The sequence below is a fragment of the Protofrankia sp. Cj5 genome, from assembly GCF_917627405.1.
Lineage (GTDB): Bacteria > Actinomycetota > Actinomycetes > Frankiales > Frankiaceae > Protofrankia.
In genome coordinates this window covers 29,470-42,242 of sequence record NZ_CAKJTO010000030.1, presented here as the reverse complement: position 1 = coordinate 42,242, position 12,773 = coordinate 29,470, and the positions used below count along the sequence as shown (strand labels likewise).

At 71.0% G+C, this 12,773-nt stretch carries 8 protein-coding genes and 2 pseudogenes; 6 read left to right on the top strand and 4 right to left on the bottom strand.

Translation table 11 applies throughout. The features are described from left to right. Positions 1–119: 119 nt before the first annotated feature. A complete protein-coding gene (locus MJ777_RS09080) occupies positions 120–440 on the bottom strand; it encodes a nuclear transport factor 2 family protein (protein WP_239308976.1) in 321 nt (106 codons plus the stop codon). Between the two features lie 37 nt (positions 441–477). Beyond that, a complete protein-coding gene (locus tag MJ777_RS09075; RefSeq protein ID WP_239375140.1) occupies positions 478–1,260 on the bottom strand; it encodes an SDR family oxidoreductase in 783 nt (260 codons plus the stop codon). A 126-nt stretch (positions 1,261–1,386) separates the two neighbouring features. On the opposite strand from MJ777_RS09075, the gene MJ777_RS09070 reads away from it, so the two are divergent. Continuing rightward, entirely contained in the window at positions 1,387–1,923 is a 537-nt protein-coding gene (locus tag MJ777_RS09070; RefSeq protein WP_239346847.1) for a helix-turn-helix domain-containing protein, read from the top strand. Between the two features lie 323 nt (positions 1,924–2,246). Here the strand turns inward: MJ777_RS09070 and MJ777_RS09065 are convergent, their stop codons facing one another. Further along, the gene (locus MJ777_RS09065; protein WP_239375137.1) at positions 2,247–3,557 is read right to left on the bottom strand and encodes a hypothetical protein; all 1,311 of its coding nucleotides are present in this window, start codon (positions 3,555–3,557) and stop codon (positions 2,247–2,249) included. Positions 3,558–3,966: 409 nt separating this feature from the next. Between MJ777_RS09065 and pglW the strand changes: the two genes are divergently transcribed. From pglW to MJ777_RS09040, 5 genes and pseudogenes are all read left to right on the top strand, one after another. Then, positions 3,967–8,508, top strand: coding sequence for a BREX system serine/threonine kinase PglW (pglW, locus tag MJ777_RS09060; protein WP_239375134.1), 4,542 nt, complete (start codon positions 3,967–3,969; stop codon positions 8,506–8,508). Positions 8,509–8,611: 103 nt separating this feature from the next. Continuing rightward, positions 8,612–9,103, top strand: coding sequence for a helix-turn-helix domain-containing protein (locus tag MJ777_RS09055; protein WP_239375115.1), 492 nt, complete (start codon positions 8,612–8,614; stop codon positions 9,101–9,103). A gap of 8 nt (positions 9,104–9,111) precedes the next feature. Continuing rightward, the gene (locus MJ777_RS09050; RefSeq protein ID WP_239375112.1) at positions 9,112–9,663 is read left to right on the top strand and encodes a putative toxin-antitoxin system toxin component, PIN family; all 552 of its coding nucleotides are present in this window, start codon (positions 9,112–9,114) and stop codon (positions 9,661–9,663) included. A 66-nt stretch (positions 9,664–9,729) separates the two neighbouring features. Beyond that, a pseudogene (locus MJ777_RS09045) lies at positions 9,730–10,494 on the top strand (helicase-related protein); the annotation flags it as partial. 164 nt (positions 10,495–10,658) lie between these two features. Continuing rightward, a pseudogene (locus tag MJ777_RS09040) lies at positions 10,659–11,615 on the top strand (ATP-dependent helicase); the annotation flags it as partial. An 82-nt stretch (positions 11,616–11,697) separates the two neighbouring features. On the opposite strand, the gene MJ777_RS09035 reads toward MJ777_RS09040, so the two are convergent. Beyond that, positions 11,698–12,306: a DsbA family protein gene (locus MJ777_RS09035; protein ID WP_239310701.1), complete on the bottom strand. Its 609-nt coding sequence runs from the start codon at positions 12,304–12,306 to the stop codon at positions 11,698–11,700. Positions 12,307–12,773: the final 467 nt, after the last annotated feature.

Sequence of the window (12,773 nt, the reverse complement as noted above, 5' to 3'; positions counted from 1 at the left end):
GTTGTCGTCAGTCGCCACCCAACACCAGGGTGGCTCCCTCCTCCGCCTCGCGATGCACGCACCCCAGCCCCACTCCTCGATCCACACCCCTATTGCCGGGCGCTCTAAGCGGCTGCCGGTCAGGGACGGATGGTGAGGAGCTGGAGCTTCCCGGCTGGGTCGAACTCGAAGTGGAAGGCCAGCTCGACGGGACTGCCGGGGAAATCGCCGGCAATCTCGACCCGTGCGTCCTGGCCGTTGCGGCGCATACTCTTGATCGTGTAGGTCACGAGGGGGACCTCACCGCGCCAGGAACGGATTGCGTCGATCCCCTGATAGTTCCTGCCCTCGTCTTCGACCAGAGCGTCGGCGGCGAACTGATCGACGTAGGCGGCCTGGTCAGGGTGGGCGGCAAGCTCGAAGTAGCGGCGGATCGGCCCGGGTATGTCGATGGTGGGCATCGTTGCTCCTGCCTCGTCTGTCGTTCGCGCGGCCGGGTCAGGTGGTGGGGACGGTGCCGCCGTCGATGACGAACTCGGCACCGTTGATCGACGCGGCACGATCGCAGACGAGGAAGGCGACCAGTTCGGCGACCTCGACCGGCCGCGCGGGCCGGCCGATCGGGATGCCACCGAGCCCGTCGAGGATCTGCTGGCGGGCTGCGGCTTCGCTGATCCGCTGCCCCGCTGCGATGCGGGCGACGAGGGCTTGGGATGCCTCGGTGTCGATCCAGCCTGGAGCGACCGTGTTGACCCGTACCCCTCGTGGGCCCAGCTCGTTGGCCAGGCCCTTGCTGTAGGTGGTCAATGCCGCCTTGGCCGCGGCGTAGGCCAGAGTGGCGTCGAACAGGGGCATCCGTGCCTGGATCGAGGTCACATGGACCACGACACCCGCGCCCTGGGCGGTCATGGCGGGTAGCAGGCCGCGATCCAGGCGCACCGCGGCGAGCAGGTTCAGGTTCAGCTCGAACGCCCAGTCGATCTCACTCACCGCGGTATACCCGCCGGACGGGGCCTGGGAGCCGCCGAGGGTATGCACCAGGATGTCCAGCCGGCCCCACAGGTCCCGGACCCGTTCGATCACAGCCACGGCGCCGCCGGGTGTGCTCAGATCGGCCGCGACGAACAGCCCCGGGTGGTCGTAGCCCTCGGGCATCGACCGGGCGGTCGCCATGACGGTAGCCCCTGCCTCTCGCAGCCTGGTCGCGATGGCGGCTCCGGTGCCCTTGGTGCCGCCGGTGACCAGTGCCTTGCGGCCACCCAGACCGTCGTTGATCGTCACGTCGTCTCGCTCCTCTCAACACGGTCGCCGACCGAGGCTGGTGCCGGTGGCGACCGCGACCGGTAGACTTCTGTTTTAGAAGCCAGTGACTTCTAACTTAGCAGTAATGGAAGGGGTGTCGCGCGCGTGCCCGCACGGATCAGGCTGGAAGACCGGGAATGCCCGCTGTCACGGGCCGCGGGGATCGTCGGCGAGTGGTGGACGGTGCTGCTGCTGCACGACGCCTTTGACGGCTACACCCGCTTCGACCAGTTCCAGGCCAACCTCGGGATCTCCACGAGCATGCTGACCGCCCGGCTGAAAACCCTGGTCGCTGACGGGCTGCTGGAGCGGCGGCCCTACCAGACCAGCCCGGCCCGCTACGAATATGTCCTCACCGACCTGGGGCGTTCGCTGCGTCCGGTGCTCGTCGCGCTGGCCGCGTGGGGAAACTCTCGGCTCGACGCCGAGCAGCGCAGCATGGTCCTGGTTGACGCGCAGACGGGCGAGGAGGCCGACCCGATCATGGTCGACCGCACGACCGGCCGCCGGGTTGACGGCGAGGACTTCGTGTTTACCGCCGGTCCTGCCGCCTCCGAGGCGTTCCGCGACCGCTACCGGGACACGACGCCGGTCCGGAGCCGGTCAGCGACCGTCCACAAGCCGCCGGAGCGGCCCTGCTGAATGTTCCCAGCTGTGGTGATAATCCCCGGCCAGAGCGCGCTGAACCGGGCGGTCTTCAGGCGCGGGCTGGATCAGGTCCGGGAAATGCGCAGCTTTGGTGATCATAAGGTGGACCTGCCGACAGACCGAGGACCCTGGAGAAGGACACGCCGGGCAGAGCCGGTGACTGCTGCCGCGGCGCCGACGGATCTCGGAGCCGGGCCTTCACGATGAGGCTCCGGGGCATGGGCGGGGACGCGGTTCGAGACTGTGATGCCGGTACGGCCGTTCCGGTTCGGCAAGGGCCGGCGCGGCATCACCGGGTTGTGGTACTGCGCGTGCGGTCATTCAGCTACGCGGGCCATGATGCTGGACTGTCCGTGTTCGTCGCGCGGGCCAGGGAACCGGGATTCGCCCGAGGCGTAGGCGAGGCAGCGGTCGGTCAGGTCGGCTGCCATGCCGGTGTGTTCGGCGAGGAAGCGGATCCACTCGGGCAGTACCGCGATCAGCTGGGTGGCGAAGTCGTCCTGGTAGAAGTCGCGCAGGTGCGATACCGCCGCGTCGACCTTGTGCGGCGAGCAGTACGGGTACAGGCTGGGGTGCCCGCGCGGGGACCAGGACTCGGCCATCTCCGCGGCGAGGTCACCGGCACCGGCGGGACCCTGGTCGGATTCGTCGCCGGCCGGCCTGTCCTGGTGGCCGATCCGCCGCAGCTGACGGGCGAACCGTTCGGCCGCGGTCTCCACGCTCAGCCGTGGGAGCGTGCGCCCGCGGGCCCGGCCGGCCGCTTGCCGGACGGTGCGGCCGAGCCGGCGGCTGCGCAAGAACTCGGCGTACTGAGCCTGGTCTTCTCCGCCAAACCGGATGCTTTCCACCTCACCGGGCACAAGCGCGTCGAGCGTCTCGGTGTCGTCCGCCGGGGCCAGGGCGGCCTCGGCTGCGGAGGGGCCGACAGCCTGCTGCCATTCGGCCAGCGCGGTCTCGGCGGAAGGGTAGAAGCCGCTGTGCACGGTGACGATCTCGTATCCGCAGGTGTCCACGTCCCACAGGTACCACCGCCGCGAGCCCTCCGCGCAGGTGAAGGGAGCAACCACGGCCCAGCGGGTGCCATAGCTGTTCCGCGCCCACTGGGCCGGGCCGGTCACGGCACGCCCGCGGGTGGCCCGCTGCGCCGCGGCGTCGTCCAGGTGCTCGGCGACCAGATCCCACGCGGAGGCACTCAGCGGCTCCGGCAGCACACCGGCGACGACGGCCAGCAGCCTTTGCGCCGCCGCGACGTCACTGCCGGAATCCTCCGGCTCGCGCAGCCGCTCGTCGAGCGCGGACAGCACGGCTCGGACGAAGTCGTCCGGGCTGACCATGTCCTCCAGCTCACCGCCCTCGTACTGGGTCATCGCCGCGCCGAAGCGGGCGCAGAAGCCATCTTCGAGCTCGTCGTCGGAGCAGCCAGGAGCGGCCGTGATCAACGCATCGACCATCGGTCCGGCGGAGTCCGCGGCCAGCGCGGTGCGGTGCTCGTCGAGCTGGCGACGGTACTCGAACAGCTCCCGCAACGGGTTGGCCTGCGCTGTTCTGCTGGGGGCCGCTACCTCGGGCCGGCCCGAAGAACGCCGGCCGGAGCGCGACTTCTTCTTCCGCTTACGAGACACAGGCACGGCGCCGGATTGTACCCGGACAGGCAGCAGAGGCCCACCGCAGTACCACGTGATCGAGTCGATACAGTTCGATCGACAGCGCGGAGCGTGGAGATACTCCAGCGGCTGGTGACCATCAGGTGACAGCGGGGATGTTCCCGCCCAGCCTCGCTCTGGGCTCGACGGAGACGGCTGGCTGGCTGGCTGGCTGGGAATGGGCCTACGCGGTCGACGACGGCCGGAATCGCACCTGGGCGCGATTCACCGGCGAGGTGCTCAAGAGGAGCAAGGAGGAGCTGACGGGGATCTCGAAACAACCGAGCGAGAAGTACCCGGTCCTGGATGATCTGAAGAGAATCGACACCTGGGGCAATGGGGGTCATCGTCTGAACTTGGCTGAACTTGGCGGCGAGAGCAGTGGGGAGACGGGGTGCAGGACAGGCGTTGGACAACGGTCACGGCGTCGCAGTTCCCGCATGAGCGGGAGGCGCTGGAACATGTTCAACGGCTGCTGCCGGACGCGGAGCCGTACCGGGCCTGGTCGAACTTCACCTTCGTCGCGTCGACCGGGCACCTGCGCGAGGTCGACCTGCTCGTTGTCGCCCGCGGCGGGGTGTACCTCATCGAGATCAAGAGCTGGGCGGGCCGGCTGACGGCCTCCGGGTCGAACTGGGTCCAGCACCGGCCGTCCGGCGGCGACCTGATCTTCGACAACCCGCTGATCCTCGCGAACCAGAAGTCCAAGGAGCTCAAGCACCTCCTGGAGACCGCGGCCCGCGCGCAGGGACTCGGCAAGCCGCGGATGCCGTTCTTCCAGCCGGCGGTCTTCCTCTCGAACAGGATGGTGAAGGTCGAGCTGCCGGACTTCCAGCTGCACGGGATCTTCGGTCCGGAGCCCGTCACCGGCGACGCCCCGGTGCGGGCGGGCACCGCGGGCGCGCTCCCGCCGATCTGGTCGGGCCTGCTGGACGCGCCGCTGCGCGACGAACGCCACCGGATCAGCCCGGAGACGTCCAGGCGGCTCGCGACGCTGCTTCCGGCCGCCGGGATCGCGCGCAGCGGGCGCCACCGGCGTGTCGGCGCGTGGGAGCTGGAGTTCCCGGCCTTCGAGTCCGGCCCGACGTGGCAGGACTACCACGCCCGGCACACCCAGATGGCCTCCGCGCGCCGCCGCGTGCGGATCTACCTGGTGGAGACGGGAGCGGGCGAGGCCGAGCGCCGCACCCGGGAGGCGGCAGCCAAGCGTGAGTTCCTCGTCCTCAACGGGATCGATCACCAGGGCATCGTCCAGGTCGACGGCCTGGAGCAACATGAGGCCGGCCCGGCCCTGATCTTCCGCCACCACCCCGACGAGATGCGCCTCGACCACTACCTCGCCCGGTACGGCGACCGGCTCGACGCCAGCACCCGGCTGCGCATGATCCGCGAGGTTGCCGAGACGCTCGACTACGCGCACGGCCGCCACCTCTACCACCGGGCGCTCGCGGCCCGCAGCGTCCTCGTCATGCCGTCCACCCGCCGCGGCGACGACCAGGCAGAGAGCGAGCGGCGCTGGCTCTCCCCCAGGCTGGTCATCAGCGACTGGCAGGCAGCGGCCCGCGACATCGACGCGTCGACGGGGCAGCTGACCGGCTCGATGACGAAGACCTCGGTCGCGCTCGCCATCGAGCCCGCGCACCGGTACCTGCCGCAGCTGGAACGGGCCGCAGAGAGCTACCTCGCCCCCGAGGTCGACGCCCCGTACCCGGACCCGGTCGGCATCGACGTCTTCGGCCTGGGCGCGCTCGCCTACCTGATCCTGACCGGTGAGGCCCCCGCGCTGACCCGCAACATGCTGAAGGCGCGGCTCGCCGAGGCCGGCGGGCTGCACCCGTCCGCGGTCGTCGACTCGCTGTCCGAGACGGCGAACGACCTGGTCGCGCTGGCCACCCGGGCGAAGCCGGAGGAGCGCTTCGCCACCGTCGGCGAGTTCCTCGACTGGCTGGAGCTCGTCGTCGGGGAGTTCACGGCGCCGCCCGTCGCGGCACCGGAGAGCGCGACCACCCCGACGGTCGACCTGCCCGAGGAGCCCGCACCGGAACTGGACCCGTTGGAGGCCGAGCGCGGTGACCTCGTCGGCGGGGAGTGGCGGATCAGGAGCCGGCTGGGTACCGGCTCGACGAGCCGCGCGTTCCTCGCGCGCAACGAGAAGACGAACCGCGACGAGGTCCTGAAGGTCGCGCTCTCCGACGAGCGGGCGGCGCGGCTCCAGCACGAGGCGGACATGCTGGGCCGCCTCGGCGACTCGCGGGTGATCCGGCTGGCCCGGCAGGACACCCTCGTCATCGGCGGGCGCACCGTGCTCGTCCTCGACCACGCGGGCGAGCAGACCATGGCCCGCAAGCTGCGCGAGGGCCGGCTCTCGGTCGACGAACTGGAGATCTTCGCAGGCGACCTGTTCGTCGCCGTCGACTACCTCGACGGCGAGGGCGTCGCGCACCGCGACCTCAAGCCCGACAACATCGTCCTGCGCCGCCGGCCCAACCGGACCTGGCAGCTGGTGCTCATCGACTTCTCGCTGGCCAACCACTCCGTGCGCGACACGGCCGCCGGCACGCCCCGCTACCTGGACCCGTTCCTCGGCGCCGGCACCCGCACCACCTACGACGACCAGGCCGAGCGGTACGCCCTGGCGGTCACGCTGCACGAGATGGCCTCCGGCGAGCTGCCGCTGTGGGGCGACGGCTCCACCGAGGCGCGGTTCACCGAGGGCCCGCCGACGGTGGCGACCGAGGCGTTCGACCCGGCGATCCGAGCCGGTCTCTCTTCTTTCTTCCTGCGCGCGCTCGACCGGGACGCGGGAAAGCGGTTCGGCTCGCTGAAGGACATGCGCGACGCCTGGCTCGCCGTCTTCCGCGCCGCCGACTCGACGCCGCCGGTGCCGAGCGTCCACCCGGCCGCCGGCAAGCAGCCGCTGACCCCGGACCAGGCCGCGGCCCAGGCGGCCGAGGACACGCCGCTCGAGCAGGCCGGCCTGTCACCGCGCGCGGTCTCGGCGGCGCACCGGCTCGACGCGACGACCGTCGGCGACCTGCTCGACCTCGGCTCGAAGGACATCATCAGCCTGCCCGGCCTGGCCGGTAAGACCCGCCAGGAACTACAGACCCGGATCCGGCAGTGGCGCCGCGCGCTCACTCCGGCTCCGCAGAGCCCGCCGGCGGACGCGCCACCGACGGCCCAGCCCACGACGGCGACGGACTACGCCCGGATGCCGGTCGAGGCGGTGGCCGACCGGCTACTGCCCCGTTCTACGCGGGCCACCACCGAGGCCAACGCCACCCGCCTGCTGCTCGGCCTGCCAGACGCCGCCGGCAAGCCGCCGGACCTGCCGCTCTGGCCGGGGCAGCAACTGGTCGCCGAGCGGGTCGGGGTGACGCCGGGCCGGATCGCCCAGGTGCTGATCGCGCGGCGCAAGGCCTGGCACGCCGACGCCGCCGTCCGTTCGGTGCACGACGAGCTGGTCGAGATCCTCGCCGACGCCGGCCGGGTGATGGGTTTCGACGAGCTGGTCACCGCGGTGCTCGCCCGCCGGGGCAGCTCCCCGGGGACGAGCGCGCCGCGGGCGCGGGCGGCTGCGGTCGTCCGGGCCGCGCTGGAGACCGTCGACCTGGACTCCGAGCCGCGGATCGCCCGGCGGAAGTACTACGAGCGGATGCTGGTCGCCCTAGAGGTGACCGAGGCCGACGGCCCGGCCACCCCGTCGGCGCCGGCGCTGCTCGACTACGCGGTGGCGCTCGGCAAGGTCGCCGACCGGCTGGCGAGGGCCGAGGAGCTCCCCAGCCCGGCGACCGTGCTGCGCGAGCTCGCCGCGGACAGCCCGGACGGGATGCCGGCGCTCGACGCGCCGCGCCTCGTCCGGCTGGCCGCTGCCGCGTCCCGCGCCGCCGCGACCAACGCCCGCCTGGAGATCTACCCGCGCGCCCTGGATCTCGTCCGGGCGCTGCGGCTCTCCCAGGCCGGCGTCCTCTCGGCCCGCCCTGGCGGCATCCCGGTACAGACCGCCGGGTCCGACGAGCGCGCCGAACGGCCTCTACTGCTTGTCGACACGATCCACGAGCGGGTGCTGGCCCGGTTCCCGGGGCTGGACACCGAGCTGCCGCCGCATCCGCGGCTCGACGACCCGCTGCGTGACGCCGGGTTCACCCTCGACTGGGACCACGCCCGCGGCGGCTACGCGCCGCCGCACGGCCTGTTCTCCTCGATGGGCCTCGGCTCCCGGCCGACACCGGTCGTCCGCCAGCCCACCGACCTGGGTGGCTGGACCGGCCGCTCGGCGCTGACCGACGACGGCCCCGACCGGGTCGCCGCCGCGACCGCCGAGCAGCGCCTGGCCGCGGCCGGCGAGACCGGCGGGTTCCGGGCCCTCACGGTCCGGCGCAGCCACTACCTGACGGCGCGCGCCGAGCTGGCGAAGCCGCACCGGTTCGCCGCCGAACTGGTCGATGTCGCCGCCGTGTTCCTCGACGCGCTGCACGCCGAGGTCGACCCTCGGCCCAAGCCGACGTGGGCGACGATCCTGCGCGCCGACACCGCCGAGCCCGGCAGCCGGGCCGCCGCGAACCTCGCCGAGTACGTGCGGCTCGCCTGGGAACGCGCCGCGCCGCTACTTGCCGAAATGGTCGACGCCCCCGCCGGCCGGACCGGGCCGGGCGGGCAGCCCGCACCGCTGCTGCTGCACGACGCCGGCGTCTTCGGCCGGTACGACGGCCGGGGGCTGGACGTGCTGTTCACACTCGCCGAGCGGGCGCGAGCGCGGGCCGGCGGCCGGCCGCTGTGGCTGCTCGGCCCGACGACCGAGCCGAGCCTGCCACCACGGCTCGACGGCGCGCTCGTGCAGCTGGTGACCGGCAGCGACTGGGTGCCGCTGCCGGACTCGTGGGTGGCCAACCTGCACCGCGCCGCGGGCGACGAGCCCGGCCTGGCCGCGTCGTAGCGGCTCCTGGCGGTCCGCGATCAATGCGCGGGCCCTACCCGTTGCCAGCAGCCGCCGAGACAGCGGATCTTTCGTCTTGTTCGTTTGATGGTAGGTTGAGGCTGTGACCACGCCACTCGTCGAACGGACGCTGCTGCCTCCAGACAACCGGGAGCGGCTGGGCGGCGTGCTCGCCGCGCTGACCACCCGCCGAACAACAGGTGCCGCCCTGATCAGCCCCGACGGGAAGCGGGTCGACCTGCCTCCCGAGATCTTCGAGGTCGTTCGCGAAGTGGTCGAGATGCTGACCCAAGGGTTGGCGATCACCATCGCTCCGCATCAGATGGTGCTGTCCACGACCGAGGCCGCCGACATCCTCGGAGTCTCCCGGCCCACCCTCGTTCGGCTGCTGGAGTCCGGCGAGATTCCTTTCGAACAGCCGGGAAGGCACCGGCGGGTACGGCTCGCCGACGTGCTCGCTTATCACGAACGTGCCCGGCGCCACCAGGCCGCTGGCCTGGACCAGATGGTCGCGGACGCGGAGGACGCCGGGCTCTACGACCTGCCGACGGACATGGGCTTCGAACGGCTGCCCGCCGACAGCGACGGAGAGTAGGCGACGCCATGGACGCGGTGTTCCTCGACACCTGCGTTCTCCTGAAGTCGTACCTGTGCGACGCTCTGCTCTCGATCGCCGAGACCGGCTCGTTCCGCCCCCTGTGGTCGGACCACATCCTGGAGGAGCTTCGCCGTAACCTGCTCAGGGTCGGTGCGAAGCCCGAGGCCGTCGACCACCGCCTCGACCAGATGAACATCAGTTTCCCCGACGCAAGGGTCACCGGACACGAGAGTCTCATCGGTTCGATGACCAACGATCCCAAAGACCGGCACGTCCTGGCCGCGGCCGTCGTGGGACGCGCGGGCGTCTTGGTGACAGAGAACATCCGTGACTTTCCCATCGAGTCCACCGACGCATTCGGTATCACCGTCCACGCACAGGACGACTTCCTGCTCGGCCAGCTGGAGCTTCACCCCGACGCCGTCATGGAAGCACTTCGCCGGCAGACGTCCCGTTACCGACGCGAACCCCGCACCGTCACCGCGCTGCTCAACATCCTGGCGGGCCCCGGCCACGGCTGCCCCGGCTTCGCCCGTCAATGCCGTGAGGAGCTGTAGGCCGGGGGCTGGAGGTGCTGTTCACGCTCGCCGAGCGGGCACGGGCCGGCAGCCGGCCGCTGTGGCTTCTTCGCCGGCGTACGGACCGTGATCGTCGACGAGGTGCACGTCTTCGCGGGGGACGACCGGGGCTGGCACCTGCTGGCCGTGCTGGAACGGTTGCGACGGATCATCGCCGCCGAAGCGGCCGACTCGGGCGCGGGCCGGCCCGAGCTGCAGGTCGTGGGCCTGTCCGCGACAGTCGGTAACCCGGCCGACCTGCTCCGCTGGCTCCAGGGCTCCGGCGTCGGTCGCCGGCCCGGGCTTGTGGTCGCGCCCGACGTGCCGGTCGCGACCGCGTCCGCGGCCGGTCCGCCGCCAGGCGAGATCGAGCTTGACTACATCGGCTCGGTACCGAACGCGGCGAAGGTACTCGCCACGCTGCACCAGGGCGAGAAACGGCTCGTCTTCTGCGACTCGAAGCAGCTCGTCGAACAGCTCGGCAGCGAACTGCGCGCCCGCGGCGTGACCACTTTCCTCTCGCACGCGTCCCTGTCGGTCGACGAGCGGCGCCGCTCCGAAGAGGCGTTCACCCAGGCCCGCGACTGCGTGATCGTCACGACCAGCACGCTGGAACTGGGCATCGACGTCGGCGACCTCGACCGCGTGATCCAGCTGAACGCCCCCAGCTCAGTCGCGTCGTTCCTCCAACGCCTCGGCCGGACCGGGCGCCGGTCAGGAACCGTCCGCAACTGCCTGTTCCTGACCCTCACGCAGGACGCGCTCGTCCAGGCCGCCGGCCTGCTGCTGCTGTGGGGACGAGGCTGGGTCGAACCGGTCGTCGCCCCACCTGAGTGGTCGCCGCCGGAAGTTCGTCCAGGGTCTGCCGGCGCCAGACGGCGCCTCGCCTCGTTGTCGTCGGCCCAGGTAGAACACCGCTACCTGGACCTTCTCCGCCTCACGATGCATCCGTCTGTCATCCGGCATCCCCCGAACAACTTCCGGCGGCGACCACTGAGCCACGGCACATCGTCGCCCAGCAACTGCTCGCCTACTGCCTGCAGGAGAACAAGGTCGGCGACCGGCTCTGGGCCGACGAATGGAACGGCCTCGCGCCCTTCGACCGGTCCGCCGAACCGATCGTCGCTCACCTCGTTCGCATGGGATTCCTCGACTCCGACGGCGGCATGCTGTTCATAGGCCCGGAAGCCGAACGCCGCTTCGGCCACCGGCACTTCTCCGAACTGACCGCCGTCTTCACCGCGGCACCCGAGTTCACCGTCCTCTCCGGCCGCACCGAGATCGGCCGCACCGACCCGATGCTCCTTTGCGACCCGGTCGAAGGCCCACGGCTGCTCCTGCTCGCCGGCCGCAGCTGGCGTGTCACCTACACCGACTGGAAACGCCGCCGCTGCTTCGTCGAACCCGCCGGCAGCGGGGGCCGCGCCCGGTGGACCGGCAGCCTCCCTCCGCTGTCCTTCACCATGGTCAGAGCCATGCGCGACGTCCTCCTCGGAGCCGATCCTCAGGTCGCCATGACCAAACGCGCCGCCGCCCGCCTGACCGAGATCCGCGAGGAGCACACCGGCCTCGTCCACCCCGCCGGCACCATGATCGTGCGCGACTCGGAGGCCGACGTCCGCTGGTGGACCTGGACCGGCCATCTCGCCAACCGCACCCTCACCGCCTCCCTCGGCGACCTCACCGACCCCCGCCAGAACCCCGACGAGGCATTCATCCGGCTACGTTCTGACCTGACCCCAACTATGTGGAAGGCCGCCACGCCGGATCTGGAAAATCGGCTCTGTCTGCCCCACGTGGACGAGCAGGCCCTGGCTGGCCTGAAGTTCAACGCGGCCCTACCCCCGCACCTGGCCGAAGCCACCCTCGCCACCCGCCTGGCCGATCTGTCCAGCGCGAAGGCGGTCCTCACCGAACCGGTCCGGTGGCGCACCAGCCGGCGTGATCCGTAGCACGCGCATCGCCGGTATCCGCCTGGTAGCCGCGTCACACCAGCGGCCGTGGTGGATGACCGTCCCCAGCTGCCGGCCGCTGTCAGCGGGGAATGGTGGTGTGCTTGAACTCGTTGAGCTCGCTCCAGCCGGTCAGCAGATCCACCACGCGCTCGACTGCGCGGATCGACCCGGCAGGGTCGGCCCCGGCGGGGGAACGGTCCATGAGCCGGACGAAGACAGCCCGGTCGTCGGCGATGAACGTCGGCACACCCCACACGGCGTGGCTGTTGGTGTACTGCTCATGCTCGGCGCGGACCCTGGCCAGCGCCTCGCCCGAGTCAATCGCCGTCAGCACCTTTCCGGCCGGCACGCCGTGGTCCGCCAGCACCTTGGCGACCTCGTCGCGGTCGGACAGCTGCCTGGCCTCGTCGTGGCGGAGCGCGAACAGGCCGCGGTGCACGGCCGGGAACACCTCGGGGTAGTCGTCGCGGACAACGACCCCAGCCTGCAGGGCCAGGATGCCGCTGTCCTGGTCAGGCTGGTCCCAGACGTCAGGCTGCCCCTCTTCGACGTGGGCCTGCCCGAGGGAGAACGGGGCGAAGCGGACCTGCCAGCCGGCGCCGGCGGCCAGCCCGGTGAGGATGTGTTCGTGCGCGTTGCGGGCGAACGGGCAGCGGTAGTCCCAGGTGACAGTGAACTCAAAGGCCATGAACCCTCCAAGCCGCCGGACCCGCGCCGCATTCCCTACCGGCCGAGTAGAAAAATGCTGAGAGCGCCCGCGATCCGTCGCCGTTCGCTCTCGTAGGCCGCTGGGCGGTCTCCAGCGGTCGGTGCACCGCCCGCCCCGCGTCGGGACTCATAAGTAGGGATTTGAATCGGGCTGTTGGGGCAGGTCAGGAGCCTGCCCGATCGCGATCAAACTTGCCGAGCCCTCTGCTCCCAGCACGATGCGGACGGTGCACTGACCCCCTGAATCCAAGGAGCACTCAGGTTCCTGAATGCATAGAGCAGCTGATCGATACAGTATGCGACCTTCGCGCAACCCTGCTAACCACCCTCACATCCGACCTCATTCTCCCAGGTCAAGAGGGTGTCTGACGATGAACCCGCACCTCCCCCATCTGCTGTCCATCCACCTCGGCACGATCCCACGACCGGCAAAGAGGTCGCCGTCCG